The sequence below is a fragment of the Streptomyces sp. SID13031 genome (assembly GCF_010548305.1).
Classification (GTDB): domain Bacteria; phylum Actinomycetota; class Actinomycetes; order Propionibacteriales; family Kribbellaceae; genus Kribbella.
The window spans coordinates 274,602-294,329 of sequence record NZ_JAAGLV010000009.1; the positions used below are offsets into that span (position 1 = coordinate 274,602).

Here is a 19,728-nt window from a genome sequence, read left to right on the forward strand (position 1 = left end):
TCAGATCAGATCGGCTTGAGCCTGGATCTCTGCTTCCGGGTTGATCGGGAGCACGATCTTGAACCGGGTATCACCGGGCTTCGACTCGACCCGCAGGTCGCCGTGGTGCTTCTTCACGACGATCCGCCAGGAGATGTCCAGCCCGAGCCCGGTGCCCTCACCGATCGGCTTCGTGGTGAAGAACGGCTCGAAGATCCGGCTCTTGATGTCGGCCGGAATCCCCGGACCCGTGTCACCGATCTCGACGACCGCAAAGGCACCGTCGCGCTTGGTCCGGATCGTCAGCGTGCCCGACCCGTTCATCGCGGAGACGGCGTTGTCGATGATGTTGGTCCAGACCTGGTTCAGCTCGGCCGCGTACGCCGGGATCGGCGGCAGGTCCGGATCGAGATCCTTCACGATCGTCAGACCCTCGAACTTGCCGGACATCATCACCATCGTCGACTTCAGCAACTCGCGTAGATCGACGATCTGGTACGGCGCGCGGTCGATCTGCGAGTACTGCTTCGCCGCCCCGACCAGCGTCGAGATCCGGGTGACCGAGTCGTCGATCTCGTTCATCAGCGACTCGGTGTCGATCGTGTACATCAGCCAGCGAACGGCGCCTTCCAGGTACTCCGGTCCGACGGCGGTCAGTACGTCTTCCATCCACGGCACGTCCAGCCCGACCGCGGCCAGTACCGGCGCGACGTCCCAACTGTTGCGCACGTCGTGGTCGTCGAGCCAGTCCGACAACGTGTCCTCGGCGTCGCTGAGCTCCATCGGTGACAGCTCGCGGGCCTTGGCGACCCGCTCGACCGCGGCCTCCTGGATCTCGACGATCTGGTGCAGCTTGGTCGCGTCAAGGGTGCCGTCGGCAAGCATCGCGAGCTTGGACCGCATCCCGGCGACCCGCTGCCGCAGCGTCGCCGCGGCCCGGACTGCTGCCGCAGCAGGGTTGTTGAGCTCGTGCGTGAGCCCAGCCGACAAGGAGCCCAGGGCAAGCAACCGCTCACGCTGGCCCATCGTCTCGTTGGTCCGCTGCATCCCCATCACGAAGCCCTCGATCAGGTGCACCGCCATCGGGAACCAGGTGTTCATCATCTCCGCCATCGCGGCGGCGTCGACGACGAAGAACTCCGACGGCTCGAGCACGTACATCGACGCGGTATAGCCCTTGCGGTCGTCGGCGCCGAAGAAGGCGTTGAACGCACCGGCGTACACCCCGCGCTGGGTGGACCGGTTGATCTCGACCTCTTCGCCCTGCAACTGCTTGCACATCCGCAGCCCGCCGGACATCAGCACGTAGCAGCAGGTCGCCTCGTCGCCCTCGGCGAAGACGCGACCCTCCTCGACGGCGACGAGGTGGCCCGCGCGGACCAGCCAGTCGAGCTGCTCGTCGGTCAGCGACTCGAACAGGAACAGCGTCCGCAGCTCGTCGCGAGTGGTCCGGCGCACCTCGTCGGTCTCCGCGACGGTGTCGGCAACAGGCTCGGTCATCAGAGCATCTCCAGGTATCGGTGCACCAAGGTCACGGCCATCGCGCCGTCACCGACTGCCGAGGCGACCCGCTTGACGGACTCGGCCCGGACGTCGCCCGCCGCGAAGACGCCCGGCATGCTCGTCTCCAGGTGGTACGGGTCGCGCTCCAGCGCCCAGCCCGGCGGCCGGCCGCGCAGGTCCGGTCCGGTCAGTACGAATCCTCGGTCGTCGCGCAACAGGTCACCCGGCAGCCAGTCCGTCCGGGGGGCAGCGCCGATGAACACGAACATCCACTCCGTGTCCACCTCCCAGCTCTCCCCGGTCGCGCTGTTGGTGAGCGTCACGCATTCCAAGTGATCCGAACCCTTGCAGGACACCACCTGCGTACAGGTGTGCACCTCGATGTTGTCGATGCCGCCGATCTGATCGATCAGGTACGACGACATGGTCGCCTCGAGTGAGGGACCTCTTACCAGCATATGCACGCGTTTCGCATGCCGGGAGAAATAGACCGCGGCCTGGCCGGCGGAGTTCGCCCCGCCGATGATGTAGACCTCCTGGCCGGCACAGCTCGGCCCCTCGGTCGTCGCCGAGCCGTAGTAGATGCCGCGGCCGCAGAGATCGTCGACACCGGGCGCTTCGAGCGTCCGGTACGAGACGCCGGTCGCCAGGATCACCGAGTGCGCGGAGATCTCGCTGCCGTCGGAGAACTGCAACCGCCGGGCGGACCCGGTCGTCTCCAGCTTGACCACCTCGCGCGCGGTCAGCAGTTCGGCGCCGAAGCGGAGCGCCTGCCGCCGGGCCCGGTCGGTCAACTGGGCCCCGGACACCCCGTCGGGGAAGCCCAGGTAGTTCTCGATCCGGCTCGATTGACCCGCCTGGCCACCAGTCGCGACCTGCTCGACCAGTACGGTCCGCAGGCCCTCGCTTGCGCCGTACACGGCAGCGCCGAGACCAGCAGGGCCGCCACCGACCACCACGAGGTCGTAGAACTCCTCGGCGGGGTGCGTGGACAGTCCGACCTTGTCGGCCAGCTCGGCCTCGGACGGCGCGACGAGCACCGTACCGTCCGCTGTGATGACGACCGGCAGCGTCGTACCGTCGATTCCGGCGGCAGCGAGCAGCCGCTGGCTCTCCTCGTCGTCGACACCCATCCACCGGTACGGCACGGCGTTGCGGGCGAGGAAGTCGCGGGCGGTGAACGACGGCGCCGACCAGCGGTGGCCGATCACCCGGGTCTCGTCGGTGGGCGCGTCCGGGGTGGACTTCCACAGGTCGAGCATCGAGTCGACCACCGGGTAGAGCTTCTCCTCCGGCGGATTCCACGGCTTCAGCAGGTAGTGGTCCAGGTCGACCACGTTGATGGCCTGGATGGCGGCGTCAGTATCGGCGTACGCCGTCAGCAGGACGCGGCGGGCGAGCGGGAACAGGTCCATCGCCGCTTCGAGGAATTCGATCCCGGACATCCCCGGCATCCGGTAGTCCGCGAGCAGCAGCGCGACCGGCTCACCCCGCAGCTTGAGCTCCTTGAGCGCGTCAAGGGCCTGGTCCGGCGACTCCGCCCGGACGATCCGGTTCTCCTCGGCGTACCGGCGTCGCAGGTCGCGGGCGATCGACCGGGAGACCCCCGGGTCGTCGTCCACGGTCAGGATCACCGGGCGGGAAGTTGACGTTGGCATAACTCTTTAATACCAGCGCCCGGCCAATTCCGGGCGCTCTTCGTCCACAGGCTTATTACGGGAGGGCCGCCAGGTACTGCGCGTGGCTGTTCTGGAACTCCCAGTTGTAGTACTTGTCCCAGTTGATCGACCAGGTCATCAATCCGCGGAACGACGGGGAAGCGCCGCCGCGAAGGGTGTAGCCACCACAGTTCTGGCCCTTCACCAGACAGTCGAGCGCGGTGTGAACGGCTGCCGGGGCGGTGTAGCCGTTCCCTGCGCTGGTGGCCGCCGGGAGCCCGAAGGCGATCTGGTCCTCGCGGAGCCCGGGGAAGGTCTGGCCGGTGGTCCCGACCGGGAAGCCGGCCTTGATCATGTCGGTCATCGCGATGTGGAAGTCAGCACCGCCCATCTGGTGGTACTGGTTGTCGAGCCCCATTACGGGACCCGAGTTGTAGTCCTGGACGTGCAGCACGGTGAGCGAGTCGCGCAGCGCGTGGATCACCGGCAGGTACGACCCGCGCCGGTTGTCGCCGCCGTTCGGGCCGGAGCCGTAGAACTGGTAGCCGATCTGGACGAAGAAGGTCTCCGGCGCCATCGTCAGCACGAACTTCGCCCCGTACTTCGCCTTCAGCGTCTTGACCGCGCTGATCAGGTTGACGATCACCGGGGTGGTCGGATTGCGGAAGTCGGTGTCGTTGGCGTTCAGGAACAGCGAGTGGCCCTCGAAGTCGATGTCGAGCCCGTCCAGCCCCCAGCGGTCGATGATCGCGCTGATCGAGTTCACGAACGCGTCGCGCGCCGCCGTACTGGCGAGCTGGACCTGGCCGTTGGCGCCGCCGATCGAGATCAGCACCTTCTTGCCCTGGGCCTGTTTGGCCTTGATCGCGGCCAGGAAGTCGGCGTCGCTCTCCACGTTCGGGCACTCGCTCACCGGGCAGCGGTTGAAGCGGATGTCGCCCGAGGTGACGGAGGTCGGTTCACCGAAGGAGAGGTTGATGATGTTCCACGCTGACGGGATGTCGGCCATCCGGACGTAGCCCGAGCCGTTGGCGAAGCTCGCGTGCAGGTAGCCGATCAGGGCGTGCTTGGGGAGGCCCGTGCTGGTGCAGCCTGACGTAGTACCGGAGGCTGCTGCGCTCTTGGCCGACTCACCGTTGCTGTTGTACGCGGCAACTGTGTAGCTGTGGCTAGTACACGCGGCCAGCCCGTCGATGCTGGTGGAGGTGCCGGTGACCGTCTTGACCACACCGGAGCCTTCGTAGACGCGGTATCCCGTGACTGTCCCAGTGGAGGCCGGCCAACTCAAGGAGATCGCGCTGTTGGTAGTACCGGTCACTGAAGGAGTCCCCGGTACTCCGGGAGCGCCACCGGTCGGCGGCGTGCCACCGGGCCCATCCAGGTTGACGTCATCCGCCTGATACGCCGGTTGGCCGTACCACCCGTGAAGGTAGATCTGCGCCGAGGTCTGACTCGCACCACTCGTGAAGGCGACCGTCAGTTGGCTGTAACCACTCGCTGAGGGCGTCCAGGTGGAGGCGCCACCCGTGACGCCCAGGTAGACGTACGAGCCGCGCACCCAGGCCGACAGCGTGTACGCCGTATTGGGCTGTACTGCCACCGTCTGGCTGCACTGGGCGAAGTCCGAACCCGACACCGCACCGTTGAGCGCGAAGCCGCCCGAGTGGGTCGGGCTGGTGATCACCGAGCCGCCGGAGCAGGTCCAGCCGCTCAGCGAGCCCGCCTCGAAGCCGGGGTTGGTCAACAGGTTCGCCGCCTGCGCGGTCTGGGTGACCCCGACCAAGCCTGCGACGACCAGCAGAAAGCCGAGTAGGGCGGCAGAACACCGTGAACGCATGGGCGGACCTCCAGCGGTGAGAGTGCATTAAGTAGAGAGGTTTCAAAACTCACCGTCAAGGCGTACCGCTGTCGGGAACCCGCCTCTGTGGGAAACCCGCCGCGGCAGGGCCCGGACCGCCACCACCCACCAACTCCCCCAGCCGGCGCTCGCGACCGATCCGCCCAGGCGGGCGGCCGGTGCTGTCTCGTCAGGGCCCGCAACTCAGGCAGGGCCAGATGAGCCCGCAGCTGACACACCTCCCATCTACCCCCGGCGCCGCCAGCCGCAACCCACTGAGCGCCTGCCAATCCACGGCACCGGTCGGCGGCGGGGCGGGTGCGGTCGTAGTACTGGGTAGTGGCTTGGGTGCGGGGAACCAGTGGAGTTCGGTGGCGCCGCTGCGGGCGTGCACCGCCAGCACTGCGTCGATACCGCCCTCCCAGACCGACGTCGCCGGCCATTGCCCCCGCCAGCGCAGCGTCACCGTGCCGTCGGACCACTCGACTCCGTCGGCAACGATGACCCGCCCGGCCGCTGCTCTCGACTCGGCCTCCGGAGAGGCACCGGACGACCGGACCAGGTGGAAGAGCCTTGGCTCTGGCTGCGGGGTGTTCATGGTTCAAGGCTGGTTGGTGAGGGGGTGTGGTCACCAGGTGTGAGCTGTGGGCTGCCCGAACAGCCCACAGTCACCACAGCCCCTAACCCCTTGCAGGGTTGAGCTTCGGGCGGCGCCGCGGCGGGTTCTGTCGGTAGGGCCTTGTAGGTTCGCGCTACGCACCGCAACCACCAGGCGTGACCAGTGGGCCGGCCAGACCGGCAGCTCGAACAGGGGAGGATCCTGTGGCTGAGTTCGGCGTGCAGTTGAGGCGGTCCCGGCAGGCAGCCGCCCTGAGTTTGCGGCAGCTTGCCACCCGAGTGGGCTACGACCACAGCTACCTGTCCCAGGTCGAGCGCGGCCGGCGCCCGGGCTCGGCCCACCTCGCCAGCCTGTGCGACCGCGAGCTGGGCACCAGCCCGACGTTGTCGACCGCCTACGAGCAGACCCATCCACCAGCGCCACCCGGATCCACCGCCACCGCCACCGCCACCCCCAGCCCGGCGTCCGGAGCCGCGGTGGCCGAGACGGCGGCATCCGGAGTACCGGCGTCCGGAGTGGCGGGCGGCGAAGTACGGGCGGCGCCGACCGACGGGAGATTGCCCGCCGGGGTGGAGCTGCTCGAGGCGGTTCGGCATGAGCTGGCCGGGTCCTTCGGCCCTGGGCGGGAGGTGGCTGAGTGGCGGGCGGTGGCGACCGGCCATGCCCACGAGTTCACGACGACTCCCCCGGCGGAGCGCCTGCCCGAGCTCACCGCGGATCTGCAACTGCTGCGTGCCAGCGCCGCAGCTCGTTCGGCTGCCCTGGCTGTTCCGGCAGCTGAGCTGGCGGTGTTGATCGCCTTGACCCTCGCCGAGCTCGGCAGGCTCCGCGCGGCCGAGCGCTGGTGGCGAACTGCCCGCGCGACCGCCGACAGCTCCACCGAGCGCCGGATCGCCAGCCTGGCCCGCAGCTGGGAGGCGACGAGTGGGCTGGCCGAGCACCGCCCACTGCCAGTGCTGCTTGAGCTCGCCGACGATGCACTGGCACTGGCTGATCGACCAGCCGACGTCGCCCGCGCTCTTGCCGCCCGCGCTCAGATTCTGGCCGCACTGGGCGAGGCAGCTGAAGCGCGGCAGGCGCTGGAGGATCTCCACACCGTGACGGCTGACCTGCCAGACCGGTCTGCGGCAAGCAGTTCGCCGTTCGAGTGGGCCGGCTCCGCGACCTGCGCCGTCGAGGGGCGAGTGTGCGCGACTCTCGGCGACACCATCGGCGCCTATATAGCTCTCGACCGGGCGCTGGGGTTGTGCGCGCCCGGGACTACCGAGCGGGCCGAGCTGGAGGTGGTGGTTGCCCATTGCCTGGTGATGGACGGTGACGTCGCGGCCGGGCTGGCGGTGGCGATGCGAGTCCTGGTCGAGCTGCCCGACCAGTGCCACACCCATCACCTGTACGACGTGGCCGGCCACGTGCTCGCCGCAGTACAGGGTGAGGAGGTTGGGCGGCCTGCCGTGTGGGACTACCGCGAGCTGCTGCGGCGCAGGCCGTACGACAACCGCACTGTGGGCATTGGGTCGAGCTCTGGGTGGCAGCAGGGGTAGCGTGGCGAAAGTGACAGGTGAGAGTCGGGCAGCGACATTGACAGACGCGTGGGACTTCCAGGTCGAGCTCAGCGCCGACCTGGCGACGGCGGAGGCCCGGGGTGCGGTATTGGCCAAGCCCGGCTTCGGGCAGTCCTTCACCGACCATATGGTGCTTGCCTCGTGGACGACTGAGCGGGGCTGGCACGACGCGAAGGTGACGGCGTACGCGCCGCTCAAGGTCAGCCCGGCCGCCGCAGTGCTGCACTACGCGCAGGAGATCTTCGAAGGGCTGAAGGCGTACAGGCATGAGGACGGATCCGTGTGGGCGTTCCGGCCTGAGGTCAACGCTGCCCGGTTCAAGCGGAGTGCTCAGCGGCTTGCACTGCCTGAGGTGCCGGAAGAGGCGTTCCTCGCAGCACTGCGCGCACTGGTGACAGTGGACGAGGTCTGGGTGCCCCCGGCGGGTAGCGGCGAGACCAGCCTCTACCTCCGGCCGTACATGATCGCCACCGAGGCAGCACTGAGCGTGCGGCCCGCGCAGGAGGTCCTGTTCGGCGTCATCGCCTCACCTGCCGGCGCGTACTTCGACACTGGCCCCAAGCCGGTCTCCATCTGGCTGTCGAGCACCTCGATCCGGGCGACCCCGGGTGGTACAGGCGCGGCCAAGTGCGGCGGCAACTATGCGGCCAGCCTCGCCGCCCTGGCCGAAGCAGTCGCCAACGGCTGCGACCAGGTCGCCTACCTCGACGCGGTGGAGCGCCGCTGGATCGAGGAGAGCGGCAGCATGAACCTCTTCTTCGTGTACTCCGACGGCCGGATCGCGACGCCCGAACTGTCCGGCTCGATCCTCGAAGGCGTCACCCGCGCCTCCGTCCTCGAGCTGGCCGCAGACCTCGGCCACCAGGTGGAGGAGCGCCGCATCTCCGCCGACGACTGGCGCGATGGCGTCCGCACCGGCGAAATCACCGAAGTGTTCGCCTCCGGCACAGCCGCCGTCATCACCCCCATCGGCCGCCTGGCCTGGGAAGGCGGCGAGGTGACAATCGGCGACCACTCGGTGGACCACGGCGTCGGCCCCGTCACCGCAACCCTCCGCAAATCCCTGCTGGACCTCCAACACGGCCGCACCCCCGACACCCACAACTGGCTGACCCGCCTCGCCTGAGACTGAGCCTCACCTGCCTTTGAGCGGGTGCCGTTTCCGGTCTAGGAGAGCGGCGCGCGCTGGCCGACGCCCATCTCCTCGGCCTCGTCGTCGGTGACGATCGCGTAGGCGCCCTTCGGCATGCCCGGAAGCCGAGCGACATCCCTCGCCACGGACAACAGCGTCCGCTCGTTCGCGCCGGTGAGGAAGAAGAGATAGTCGTTGCCGAGTTCCTCGCCGTCGTCGTACACCTCGAAGCCGCCGCCGTCCTCGTTCTTCGCCAGGTACTCCTCGACCTCGAAGATCCAGCCGAAGGCGTAGTCGGGGTTGGCGGGCGACCGCACGCCGGTGTCGACCAGCGGGAGGTGGATCTCAACGATGAGCTGCGCCATGTTCGGTCTCTCTAGGAGGATCGGGATTCGGTGTTCTGACGATGATCATGCGGGATGTCCGTCCCCGCCGGTTAACCAGACAGCCATCGACCGAGCACTTGCCGTCGAACTCGGGGGTCTCCGGAGGGGTCGGATCGGATACTCGCGCCTGATGATGGTGCTGAATGTCCGTCCCGGCCGTTAGGTTGACTGTATGGCGGAGTCCAAGGCGGCCAAGAGCAAGACGCCCGCGGTCGAGCTGGAAGTCGGCGAGCGGACCGTGCGGATCTCGAATCCGGACCGGGTCTACTTCCCCGCGCGCGGGGAGACCAAGCTCGACCTGGTGAGGTACTACCTGTCTGTCGGAGACGGGATCGTGCGCGCCTTGCGGGAGCGGCCGTGCATGATGCATCGGTTCCCCTCCGGGGTGGCCGGCGAGAAGGTGCACCAGAAGCGGCTGCCGAACGGGGCGCCCCCGTGGATGGAGACCGTGCAGGTCAAGTTCCCGCGGTACAACCGGACCGCCGACGAGCTCTGCGTCACCGAGATCGCGCACGTCGCCTGGGCGGTGCAGATGTCGACGGTCGAGTTCCACCCGTGGAACTCCCGCCGCGCCGACACCGAGAAGCCCGACGAATGGCGGATCGACCTCGACCCGATGCCCGACTGCCCGTTCGACCGGGTGCGCCGGGTGGCGCACGTCGCCCACGAAGTACTCGATGATCTGGGCGCGACCGGCTATCCGAAGACGTCCGGTGGCTCCGGCATCCACATCTACGTGCGGATCAAGCCCGACCACGGCTTCTCCGACGTACGCCGGGCCGCGCTCGCCTTCGCGCGGGAGGTCGAGCGCCGCGCACCCGACGAGGTCACCACCACCTGGTGGCGCAAGGACCGCGACCCGAAGAAGCTCTTCGTCGACTACAACCAGAACGCCCGCGACCACACGATCGCCAGCGCGTACTCCGTCCGCGGCAACCCCGAAGGCACGGTCTCGACGCCGATCCATTGGGACGAGATCGACGACGTCGACCCGAAGGCCTTCACCATCGCCACCGTCCCGGCCCGCTTCGCCGAGCTGGGCGACCTCCACGCCACCATCGACGACTCAGCCTTCTCGCTCGACACCCTCCTGGAATGGGCCGCCCGCGACGAAGCCGAAGGTGCCGAAGAACCACCGCCGCCCGAGGAGTAAGCCTCAGCTCTGGCCTCGGCCGGGCGCGCGGGCTGACTGGTTGGCTGGGAGTCAGCGGCCCGCGAAGCCGTGGTGGAGGAGGTTGGCGAGTAGGTCGATCGCGGCTTCGTCGGAGATCGTGCGGCCCGAGAGTGGGTTGACCACCAGCCAGGTGTAGGCGAAGCCTTCGAGCAGGGCGTTCATCGCTGAGATCTGGTGCAGCGGGTCCGGCTGTGGTTCGGGCAGGTACGAGAGGTGCTTGATCATGTGCGTGTCGTCGTCCGCCATGATCTGCTGCAGGCGCCGGCCGAGCTCCGGGTCGGCCATCGCCGCCTGCTTGACGGCGATCATCTCCGGCAGATGCGCCTTGTAGAAGTTCCAGAACACGGCCACGTGCCAGCGGACCGACGAGATCTTGCTGAAGTCCTCTTCATGGGCCAGATCGCCCAGTACTGCGTTGTCCGCCTCCGCCAGCATGTCGACGAGCAGCGCCTCGAGCAACTCTTCCTTGCCGGCGAAGTGGTTGTAGAAGGAGCCCGTCGCGCGCCCGGCCGCCGCGGTGATGTCGGTGATCTTCGTGTTCAGGTACCCGCGCTCGGCGAACAACTCACGCGCCGCCTGCTTCAGCGCGGCCTCGGTCCCCGCCGCCTGTTCCTTGCGTGTGCTCGTCACCCGGACACCTCCTTCTTGACAACGAACCCTAGTCACGTTCATAGTGAATCTAAATTCAGTGAATCATCATTCAGTGAAACGAGGAACCACCGTGACCGTTCTGATTGCCGGCGGCGGACCGACCGGACTGACTCTTGCGATCGAGCTCGCCCGCCGCGACATCGCCGTCCGGGTGATCGACAAGGCCGACGAGTTCTTCCAGGGCTCCCGCGGCGACGGACTCCAGCCGCGGACGCTCGAGGTCTTCGAAGACCTCGGCGTACTCGACCAGGTGCTCGCGCAGGGCATCCCGATGCCGACGCTGAAGATCCTCATCGGCGGGCAGCCCGTCGGCGAGCGACGGATGGGCGAGGTGGTCGACCCCACCCCCGACCGGCCGTACCCGAACGCCCACATGCTCGGCCAGTCGCGCACCGAGGCGATCCTCCGCGACCGGCTCTCCGGCTTCGGTGTAAGCGTTGAACTAAGCACTGCACTGGTCAGCTTCAGCCAGGACGACGATCGCGTGGTCGCCGAGCTCTCCACTGGCGAGACGCTCGCGGTTGACTACCTGGTCGGCGCGGACGGCGGCGAGAGCGTCGTCCGCAAGCAGCTCGGGATCGCCTTCGAGGGCACCACCGACGACTCGATCCGGATGCTGCTCGGCGACGTCTCGGCCGAGGGGCTCGACCACGACTACGGCTACTGGTTCGCCGGCCCGGACAACCCGATGGAGGGCATCGTGCTGACGCCGCTGTCCGGTGGCGACCAGTTCCAGTTCGGTGCGCCGCTCGGCGATCGCGACCTTGAACCAAGCCTTGAAACCCTGCAGGGGCTGGTCGACAAGTACGCCGGCGAGGGCGTCGCCAAGCTCCGCGACCTCACCTGGTCGACGGTCTGGCGGCCGAACATCCGGTTGGCCGAGCGCTTCCGGGTCGGCCGCGTGTTCATCGCCGGCGACGCCGCGCACGTCCACCCGCCAACCGGCGGCCAGGGGCTCAACACCGGAGTACAAGACGCGTACAACCTCGGCTGGAAACTCGCCGACGGGCGCGAGGAGGTGCTGGCGACGTACGAGACCGAGCGCCGCACGAACGCAGCACGGGTCCTGGGGATCAGCGAAGACCTGATGCAGAAACACATCGACGGCGACGAGTGCGCCCTCGACCGCGGCGACGACACCCGCCAGCTCGACATCAGCTACCGGTCGCTGGACGCCACCGGCCCCCTGACCACCGGCGACCGCGCCCCCGACGCACCCCCTGATCGATGCCGACGGCAACAAGCTCCGCCTCTTCGATCTCTACCGCGGCCCGCACGAGACCCTGCTCCGCTTCACCCCCGAAACGACGACCGACCACCCGCACGCCGTGACAATCACCCGCGAGACCCAGCCTGGTACCTACACCTCCCCCGAGGCGTTCTCCTACTACCACGCGAGCGATGGCGATGAGATCCTGATCCGCCCCGACGGCTACCTCGGCTGACCCAAACCGCGCTCAACCTACTGGCCCGTTGCAACAACCTGCAGTTCCGCGGATCCGGGCGTCCGGATGATGGCGTTCGTGATAAAGATGAGCGCTTGCTCGTCTGGGTGGGTGGGGTATGGGGAGGCTGTGGTGGGTCGGCGTACGTGGGGTGGCTTGCGCGGGTGGCTGGCGGCTGCCGGGGTGGTGGTCATCGTGGCCGGGGGCGCCGCGGACGGATCAGCGGCGAGTAGTCCTACCGCGGTACAAATCGACATAGCTGTGCAGAGTGCTGCTGTGGACGCGATTCTGCAGCGCCGGGCGGCTGCGGTACTGCGACGCGATGAAGGCGAGTTCCTGGCCGACGTCGATCCGTACAACAAAGAACTGCTGGCCGCGCAGAAAGTGTTGTTCCAAAACCTGGTGCAGTTCGGGTTCGGGAAGCTGGCCTATCACCAGGGTGCTCCGCAGTTCGATCAGGCGCTGATCGACAAGTATGGCCTGACGGCGTACCTGGTGAGCGCGGCGATGGAGTACCAGATCGACGGGATCAACGAGCAGCCGGTGCAGACCGCGCTGGGGTACACGTTCGTGAAGCGCAGCGGGCGGTACGTACTGGTCGACGACAGCCATCTGGATTCCGAATACCCGGACAGCCCGAACCAAGAGGCCTGGGACACCGGTCCGGTGCTGGTCCAGCGAGGGGAACGGACCCTGGTGGTCGTCGAGGCGGGACAGACGCAGCTGGCCACCTCGATCCTGAGCAACGCTCAACTCGCGATCAAAGCCGTGAACCGGTGGTGGGCGCCCGACTGGAAGGGCGGCACGGTGGTGATCGCGCTGGACGACACCAAAGTGCGCTCGACCGACTTCGCCGGATCGGATTGGAACGGCTTCGCCGCGGTGGCGACCTCGGTGTATCGGTGGCCGGCGGACGCCGGGGACGACGGCTCGTACGTCGTGGTGAATCCGCGCGAACGCGGCCAGCTGGACGCGCGCCTGCTGGCGCACGAGTTCACCCATGTCGCCAGCGCGCCGTACGGCCGCGGAGTCCCGCTCTGGCTGGTCGAGGGCGCCGCCGGGTATGTCCAGCGAATGCCGATCTACAGCAAGCAGACCCTCGATCTCCACGAGCAGCGCGACCTGGTCCGTTCGAGGTACGTGAACAAGGCCAAGGCGCTGCCGACCAACGACCAGTTCGTCGGCCTGTCGAAGGACAGCTCGTATGCGACCAGCTGGTACGCCGTCGACTACCTGGTCGGCAAGTACGGCCTGAACCTGGTCCTCGGGCTCTACCAGGAACTGGCCTGGCAGGAGAGCACGCCCGCGAGGCGCGACTCGGTCATGACCGAGCAGCTCGGCCGGACCGAGCAGCAGCTCTTCGCCGAGCTCAAGAAGGGCCGCTGACCCTCCAAGACTCAGCTCAGCAGTCGAGTTCGAAGACCAGCAGGGCTTTGCCGGTTGGCGAGGTCCAGCGGTACGCGACGAAGCACGGGTCGGAGTCGGTGGGCGGGTTTCCGTCGTCGCGGATGTAGTTGGCCAGTACGAACGGCCGCCACACCCGGCTGCGGCCGTCGAAGCGATGGGCACCGACGCCCCGCTCCTCGAACCGTCCGATCAGTACCGGCTGTACTTCGGGATCGCGCAGCAACCCTTCGACGACGGTGCGATCGAGCCACTCCCCGTCGTCCTCGGTGAAGGGCTGTCCGTGCAAAATGATCTCGTCACCGTGCGGCGTGTTCGGACGGATCGCGAACTCCGGCGCGGGGATGAGCAAGTTGGCGAGTTCTTGCAACATTCGATCGAGAATAGCCGAGATCCGGGCCGGTGGGGATGGCTCAGCAGGCCTGGATATCCAGTCCTGCTAGAGGTCCGCGCTGGTCAGGAGGACCATCAGCCGGTCCTTGCGATCTGGTCTTCGATGGTGAATTCGAGGCCGTTCGCCGCGGCCAGGTACACGTCTTGGTTTACGAGGTTTCCGTCCAGGCGCAGAAGGCCGCGGGGGCTGTCGTAGAAGTGGCCGGTCGGCAGTGCGGACACGGCGTCGATGCTGATGGAGCCGGCGATCTCGCCGAGGCGGGCGAGGAAGCGGATGGCTTCGTAGCAGGATTCGCCGACCGCGTTAAGGGCGGGCGCCCAGGTGCCGAAACGGGCGTAGTAGTCGCGGGCGAATTCGCCACTCTCGGTCGTGGCCAGACCGTCGAAGTACGCGGCGGCGGCATACAAGCCCTTGTTTGCCGAGGATCCGGCGGCGAGCAGGGTGTTCTCCTCGATCGCCGGACTCAGCCGGAGGAGTCGTTCACTCAGGCCCGCCTTGGCGAACTGGCGATTGAAATGGACGGCATCCTGGCCCATCAGGAGCATGATCACACCATCGACTTTGGCTTGTTCCAAGTCTTGAATCACACTGCTGAAATCAGACGTTCCGAGCGGGACGAAGTCGGTCTGGACCACCGAGGAACCCGAATCCTGCAAGGCTTTGATCGTGGTCGACGCCGTCACTCGCGGATAGACGTAGTCGTTGCCGACCACAGCCCAGCGGCGTACGCCGTGCTGTTCGCGCATCCAATGTGTTGCCGGGAGCAACTGATTGACCGGCCGCTCGCCGAGCATGAAAACACCGGGGGTGTCATCGCTGCCTTCGTGCATCGCGGCGAACGCGTAGACGACCTTGCCGCCGATCCGCTGCGTGAGCGCGACCCGTACGGCCGAAATGTGCCAGCCCGCGACAGCGTCGACCCGACCACTGTCCACCAGCCGGTCGACCTCCTCCGCCACGACCTCCGGTGACCGGCCCGCGTCGACCTGAACCAGCTCGACCTGTCGACCCGCGATCCCGCGACCGGCGTTGAGTTGCTCGATCGCGAGCTGACCGCAGGCGAGGCAGGACGGACCGTAGATGCCGGTCGGTCCCTGCAACGGCACCACGAACGCGATCGACAGCATCTCGCGCACGCCCGGACCTCCTTCACCGTTCTGACCAGTGTGGCTCACTCCTGCTCGGTACTCGGTTTCCTGAGCTATATTCACCAGAACGTGAGACACGGGGAGGGACGATGACCGCCAGTCTGCTCCTGCTGTTGAAGCAGGCCGAACGCCGGATCGAGCACCGACTGCTGCCGATCCTGGCCGAGTTCGACCTGTCCCTGGAGCAGTGGCGGGTGATGTCGGCGCTGGCCGATGAGCCCGGTCTGCCGATGTCCACGCTCGCGGCCAACGCAGTACTGCCGAACGCGAGCCTCACCCGGCACGTCGACAAGCTGGTCGAGCGCGGCCTCGTCGTACGGCGGATCCACCCCGACGACCGGCGGCGCGTGGTGACCGCGCTGGCCCCCGTCGGCGCGACCGTCGCCGAGCGGTTGCGCGCCGAGGAGAAGCGGATCGAATCCGCGATCGCCACCGAGCTCGGCGACGATCGGCTGCAACACCTCGCCGGCGGCCTGCGGCAGCTTCAGCGCTCGCTCTGACCGGGCGTACGCGGTACCGCCGGTCAGCGACGCCTCGGCGGCGTACGCAGTGGATCGGAAGCTTCCAGATGGAAATACACGACCTTAGCGATTCGGAAACACCGGCGTAACGCGGCGTTCCTAGGTTCCTTCCATTCGGGTGCATCAGTTCCGGCAGCGTGGCCGGGCGCCTTGCACCGTCCCCGCCCGAAGGTGCCGCAGGAGTTCGCATGACCGTTGAACCCTCGATCGACCACCGCACTGCTCCGCCGGAACCCACCGCCGCCACCCGCGAGACGCTCGAGGACTACACGCTGCGGTTCGCGCCGCGTTCCTACCGCAAGTGGTCGACCGGCGTCGTCGCCGTCTCCGCGCTCGGCGGGATCGCCTACCTGGCCGACTTCGCGATCGGCGCGAACATCGGTATCTCCTACGGCACTACGAACGCGCTGTGGGGGATCGGGATCTTCGCCGTCGTGATCTTCGCGACCGGGCTCCCGCTGGCGTACTACGCCGCGCGGTACAACATCGACCTCGACTTGATCACCCGCGGCAGCGGCTTCGGGTACTACGGGTCGGTGGTGACGAACGTGATCTTCGCGTCGTTCACGTTCATCTTCTTCGCCCTCGAGGGCTCGATCATGGCCCAAGGCTTGAAATTAGGCTTACATATCCCGCTGGCGTTGGGGTACGCCGTCTCGACGCTGGTGATCTTTCCGCTGGTGATCTATGGCATGAAAGTACTGTCCACGCTGCAGGTCTGGACGACGCCGCTGTGGTTGCTGCTGATGGTGCTGCCGTTCGTCTACCTGGTCGTCTCGCACCCGGAGTCGGTGTCGTCGTTCTTCGACTACCAGGGTGAGGACGGCAAGGGCGCAACGGACGTCGGCTCGATGCTGCTCGCGGCCGGCGTCTGCCTCTCGCTGATCGCGCAGATCGCGGAGCAGATCGACTACCTGCGTTTCATGCCGCCGAAAACGCCGGAGAACTCGCGCCGCTGGTGGACCCACATGCTGCTCGCCGGGCCGGGCTGGGTGATCTTCGGCGCCGTCAAGCAGGTGATCGGGCTCTTCCTGGCCGTCTACATCATCGCGAACGTGACCGATGGCGCCGCCGTGGCGAACGAGCCGGTACACCAGTTCCTCGAGATCTATCGCGGCTTCCTGCCCGGTTGGCTCGCGATGACGCTGGCCGTAGTACTGGTCGTGATCAGTCAGGTGAAGATCAACGTGACGAACGCGTACTCCGGGTCGCTCGCGTGGACCAACTCGTACACCCGGCTGACCAAGCACTACCCCGGCCGGCTCGTGTTCGTCGGCTTCAACCTGGTGATCGCGCTGGTGCTGATGGAAGCCAACATGTTCGACTTCCTCAACACCATCCTCGGCTTCTATGCCAACTGCGGGATCGCCTGGATCGTGGTCGTCGCCTCCGACATCGTCTTCAACAAGTACCTGCTGAAGCTGTCGCCTAAGGTCCCAGAGTTCCGTCGCGGCATGCTTTATGCCGTGAACCCGGTCGGCTTCGTGTCAATGGGGGTCGCCGCGGGCGTCTCGATCCTGGTCTTCTTCGGCGGCCTCGGCGACGGCATCAAGCCGTACTCGCCGCTGGTCGCGATCGTGCTCGCCCTCGTGCTGCCGCCGCTGCTGGCGATCGCGACTCGTGGCAAGTACTACCTGCGGCGTACGGACGACGGGATCGACCTGCCGATGTTCGACGAGCACGGCAACCCGTCTGGCGCAGTACTGGCTTGTCACGTCTGCCGGCAGGACTACGAGCGGCCGGACATGACCGCTTGCGAGACGCACGACGCGTATGTCTGCTCGCTCTGCCTCAGCACCGACAAGGTCGCTGACCATGTGCTGGCGGCGCAAGCGTGAACTTCACCCCATCCGAGATCGAGAAGCTGCTGCTCTCCGTGGCCGGGATGGTCGCCCGCGACCGCCTGGCCCGGGGGGTCCGGCTGAATCACCCCGAAGCGATCGCCCTCCTGAGCACCTGGGTGATCGAACGCGCCCGCGAAGGCGCCCTGGTCGCCGACCTGATGAACGAGGGCCGCACAGTCCTGACCCGAGACCAGGTGATGGACGGCGTCGCGGAACTGCTGACCGACGTACAGGTCGAAGCAACCTTCCCAGACGGCCGAAAACTGGTCACTATCCACAGCCCCATCATCTGAACGGATCCCGATGACCAGCACCAGTAGACTTAGCAATGAAGGACAGGGGGCGGGCAACCACCACCCCGGAGCAACACCGGTGGCCCGCAGAGCAATACAGGCAACGCTCGGAGCAGGACAGTGACGTCCGGGGCAGGATCTGCGGGCCCCGGGGCGGTACGAGTGCTGCCTGGCACGATCGAGCTCAACGTCGGTCGTGAGAGGTTGACGCTGGTGATCGTCAACACCGGCGACCGGCCGGTACAGATCGGCTCCCACCTCCACCTGCCCGACTCCAACACGGCCCTCGCCTTCGATCGCGAAGCAGCCCAGGGCTTCCGCCTCGACATCCCCTCCGGTACGTCGCAGCGCTTCGAGCCCGGCGCATCGCGCGAGGTTGTCGCGGTGGCACTCGCCGGTCGCCGCCTGGTACCGGGGATCCAGGTGAAGAACGATGGTTGAGATCTCGCGCGCTGCGTACGCCGCGCTCTACGGGCCGACCAAGGGGGATCAGGTCAGGTTGGGTGATACCGACTTGTGGATCGAGGTTGAGGAGGACCTCACCGTTGGCGGTGAGGAGGTGGTGTTCGGTGGCGGGAAGTCCATTCGGGAGTCGATGGCGCAGGGGACTGCGACGCGAGCCGACGGCGCGCCCGACACCGTGATCACCAACGTGCTCGTACTCGACTGGTGGGGAATCGTCCGGGCGGACGTCGGGATTCGCGATGGGCGGATCGTGGCGTTGGGGCGAGCCGGGAACCCGGATATCGCCGACGGAGTCCACCCGGATCTGCGAATCGGACCGTCGACCGACGTGATCGCCGGCGAAGGACGGATTCTGACGGCGGGGGCGATCGACTCGCACGTGCATCTGTTGTCGCCGTCGCAGCTACATGAGGCGTCCGCGACCGGGATCACAACCATCGTGGGTGGCGGGACCGGCCCGAGCGAGGGGTCGAAGGCGACCACCGTCACGCCGGGGGCTTGGCATCTGACGCAGATGCACAGGAGTCTCGATGCCCTTCCACTCAACGTTTTGCTGCTGGGCAAGGGGAACACGGTCAGCGCCGAGGGGTTGGCCGAGCAGGCGCTAGCGGGCGCGGCCGGCTTCAAAGTGCACGAGGATTGGGGTTCCACGCCGGCGGCGATCGACGCGTCGTTGAAGGCTGCCGATGCGTGGGGGTTGCAGGTTGCGCTGCACGCGGACAGCTTGAACGAAGCCGGGTTCGTCGAGTCGACCCTCGGTGCGATCGCGGGCCGGTCGATCCACGCGTTTCACGTCGAGGGCGCCGGGGGTGGGCATGCGCCGGACATTCTCTCGATCGCGAGTCATCCGCACGTCATCCCGGGTTCGACCAACCCGACCTTGCCGCACACGGTCAACACCGTCGCCGAGCACCTCGACATGTTGATGGTCTGCCACCACCTGAGCCCCGACGTACCGGAAGATTTGGCGTTCGCCGAGTCGCGGATCCGGGCGACCACGATCGCCGCCGAGGACATCCTGCACGACCTCGGTGCGTTGTCGGTGACGTCGTCGGATGCGCAGGCGATGGGGCGCATCGGCGAGGTGATCACCCGCACCTGGCAGGTCGCACACGTGATGAAGGCGCGGCGCGGTTCACTCGGCAACAGCTTGCCGGCCGACAACGAACGCGCTCGCCGGTACATCGCGAAGTACACGATCAACCCGGCCGTTGCCCATGGCATCGATCATGTAGTGGGGTCGGTGGAGGTCGGCAAGCTGGCCGATCTAGTGCTTTGGGATCCCTCGTACTTCGGGGTGCGACCGCGACTGGTGATCAAGGGCGGGGCGATCGCGTGGGCGGCGCTCGGCGATCCGAACGCGTCCATCCCGACGCCGCAACCGGTGCTGATGCGGCCCGCGTTCGGCGATGCGATCGGGGCGGATCTGTCGATCTCCTTCGTCTCCCCCGCGGCACTCGACGACGGACTCGCAGATCGGTTGCGGCTGAGGAGACGGCTCGAAGGTGTGCGGCCGACGCGTGAGGTCGGGAAGGCGCAGATGAAGAACAACGATGCACTGCCGAGCATTGACATCGACCCGGAGACGTTCGCCATCAAGGTCGACGGCGAACTCATCGAACCGTCCCCAGCCACCGAACTCCCCCTCGCCCAGCTCTACAACCTCTTCTGATGACCACTCCAAAAGAAGCACTGCAATCGGCCGATCCTCCG

General features: G+C 67.1%; 18 protein-coding genes. 10 read left to right on the top strand and 8 right to left on the bottom strand.

The features are described from left to right. The 4 genes from G3I17_RS19930 to G3I17_RS19945 all read right to left on the bottom strand — a co-directional run bounded on the left by G3I17_RS19930 (position 1) and on the right by G3I17_RS19945 (position 5,575). Positions 1 to 1,479 carry an ATP-binding protein gene (locus G3I17_RS19930; RefSeq protein ID WP_164598392.1) on the bottom strand — a complete coding sequence of 493 codons (1,479 nt, stop codon included), beginning with the start codon at positions 1,477 to 1,479 and terminating at the stop codon, positions 1 to 3. Further along, a complete protein-coding gene (locus G3I17_RS19935; RefSeq protein WP_164598394.1) occupies positions 1,479 to 3,140 on the bottom strand; it encodes an FAD-dependent oxidoreductase in 1,662 nt (553 codons plus the stop codon). The genes G3I17_RS19930 and G3I17_RS19935 overlap by 1 nt, the downstream gene beginning before the upstream one ends. A gap of 55 nt (positions 3,141 to 3,195) precedes the next feature. After that, entirely contained in the window at positions 3,196 to 4,977 is a 1,782-nt protein-coding gene (locus G3I17_RS19940) for a glycoside hydrolase family 18 protein (RefSeq protein WP_164598396.1), read from the bottom strand. A gap of 190 nt (positions 4,978 to 5,167) precedes the next feature. Then, complete coding sequence (locus G3I17_RS19945) at positions 5,168 to 5,575, bottom strand: hypothetical protein (RefSeq protein WP_164598397.1); 408 nt, start codon at positions 5,573 to 5,575, stop codon at positions 5,168 to 5,170. A gap of 224 nt (positions 5,576 to 5,799) precedes the next feature. Here G3I17_RS19945 and G3I17_RS19950 point away from each other — a divergent pair, with 224 nt between their 5' ends. Both G3I17_RS19950 and G3I17_RS19955 read left to right on the top strand, forming a co-directional pair. Then, positions 5,800 to 7,137: a helix-turn-helix transcriptional regulator gene (locus tag G3I17_RS19950; RefSeq protein ID WP_164598399.1), complete on the top strand. Its 1,338-nt coding sequence runs from the start codon at positions 5,800 to 5,802 to the stop codon at positions 7,135 to 7,137. 37 nt (positions 7,138 to 7,174) lie between these two features. Beyond that, positions 7,175 to 8,284, top strand: coding sequence for a branched-chain amino acid aminotransferase (locus G3I17_RS19955; RefSeq protein WP_203590511.1), 1,110 nt, complete (start codon positions 7,175 to 7,177; stop codon positions 8,282 to 8,284). Between the two features lie 41 nt (positions 8,285 to 8,325). Here G3I17_RS19955 and G3I17_RS19960 read toward each other — a convergent pair whose 3' ends face one another. Beyond that, a complete protein-coding gene (locus tag G3I17_RS19960; protein WP_164598403.1) occupies positions 8,326 to 8,655 on the bottom strand; it encodes a hypothetical protein in 330 nt (109 codons plus the stop codon). A 193-nt stretch (positions 8,656 to 8,848) separates the two neighbouring features. Here G3I17_RS19960 and ligD point away from each other — a divergent pair, with 193 nt between their 5' ends. Then, positions 8,849 to 9,829: a non-homologous end-joining DNA ligase gene (gene ligD / locus G3I17_RS19965; RefSeq protein ID WP_164598405.1), complete on the top strand. Its 981-nt coding sequence runs from the start codon at positions 8,849 to 8,851 to the stop codon at positions 9,827 to 9,829. 51 nt (positions 9,830 to 9,880) lie between these two features. Here ligD and G3I17_RS19970 read toward each other — a convergent pair whose 3' ends face one another. Then, positions 9,881 to 10,480: a TetR/AcrR family transcriptional regulator gene (locus G3I17_RS19970; protein WP_203590472.1), complete on the bottom strand. Its 600-nt coding sequence runs from the start codon at positions 10,478 to 10,480 to the stop codon at positions 9,881 to 9,883. 91 nt (positions 10,481 to 10,571) lie between these two features. Here G3I17_RS19970 and G3I17_RS19975 point away from each other — a divergent pair, with 91 nt between their 5' ends. Together G3I17_RS19975 and G3I17_RS19980 are read left to right on the top strand one after the other, a co-directional pair. Beyond that, positions 10,572 to 11,912 carry an FAD-dependent monooxygenase gene (locus G3I17_RS19975; RefSeq protein ID WP_343238358.1) on the top strand — a complete coding sequence of 447 codons (1,341 nt, stop codon included), beginning with the start codon at positions 10,572 to 10,574 and terminating at the stop codon, positions 11,910 to 11,912. Positions 11,913 to 12,222: 310 nt separating this feature from the next. Beyond that, the gene (locus G3I17_RS19980) at positions 12,223 to 13,332 is read left to right on the top strand and encodes a hypothetical protein (protein ID WP_164598409.1); all 1,110 of its coding nucleotides are present in this window, start codon (positions 12,223 to 12,225) and stop codon (positions 13,330 to 13,332) included. 16 nt (positions 13,333 to 13,348) lie between these two features. On the opposite strand, the gene G3I17_RS19985 is transcribed toward G3I17_RS19980, so the two are convergent. Both G3I17_RS19985 and G3I17_RS19990 read right to left on the bottom strand, forming a co-directional pair. Beyond that, complete coding sequence (locus tag G3I17_RS19985) at positions 13,349 to 13,723, bottom strand: hypothetical protein (RefSeq protein WP_164598411.1); 375 nt, start codon at positions 13,721 to 13,723, stop codon at positions 13,349 to 13,351. Between the two features lie 95 nt (positions 13,724 to 13,818). Continuing rightward, a complete protein-coding gene (locus tag G3I17_RS19990; protein WP_164598562.1) occupies positions 13,819 to 14,871 on the bottom strand; it encodes a substrate-binding domain-containing protein in 1,053 nt (350 codons plus the stop codon). Between the two features lie 110 nt (positions 14,872 to 14,981). Here G3I17_RS19990 and G3I17_RS19995 point away from each other — a divergent pair, with 110 nt between their 5' ends. The 5 genes from G3I17_RS19995 (at position 14,982) to G3I17_RS20015 (ending at position 19,687) form a co-directional block, all read left to right on the top strand. Further along, positions 14,982 to 15,392: a MarR family transcriptional regulator gene (locus G3I17_RS19995; RefSeq protein ID WP_164598413.1), complete on the top strand. Its 411-nt coding sequence runs from the start codon at positions 14,982 to 14,984 to the stop codon at positions 15,390 to 15,392. Positions 15,393 to 15,601: 209 nt separating this feature from the next. Further along, positions 15,602 to 17,251 carry a hypothetical protein gene (locus tag G3I17_RS20000; protein WP_164598415.1) on the top strand — a complete coding sequence of 550 codons (1,650 nt, stop codon included), beginning with the start codon at positions 15,602 to 15,604 and terminating at the stop codon, positions 17,249 to 17,251. Beyond that, entirely contained in the window at positions 17,248 to 17,550 is a 303-nt protein-coding gene (locus tag G3I17_RS20005) for an urease subunit gamma (protein ID WP_164598417.1), read from the top strand. The genes G3I17_RS20000 and G3I17_RS20005 overlap by 4 nt, the downstream gene beginning before the upstream one ends. A 120-nt stretch (positions 17,551 to 17,670) precedes the next feature. Continuing rightward, positions 17,671 to 17,991 carry an urease subunit beta gene (gene ureB, locus G3I17_RS20010; protein ID WP_164598419.1) on the top strand — a complete coding sequence of 107 codons (321 nt, stop codon included), beginning with the start codon at positions 17,671 to 17,673 and terminating at the stop codon, positions 17,989 to 17,991. Further along, a complete protein-coding gene (locus tag G3I17_RS20015; RefSeq protein ID WP_164598421.1) occupies positions 17,984 to 19,687 on the top strand; it encodes an urease subunit alpha in 1,704 nt (567 codons plus the stop codon). Before ureB ends, G3I17_RS20015 begins: the two co-directional genes overlap by 8 nt. Positions 19,688 to 19,728 lie beyond the last annotated feature (41 nt).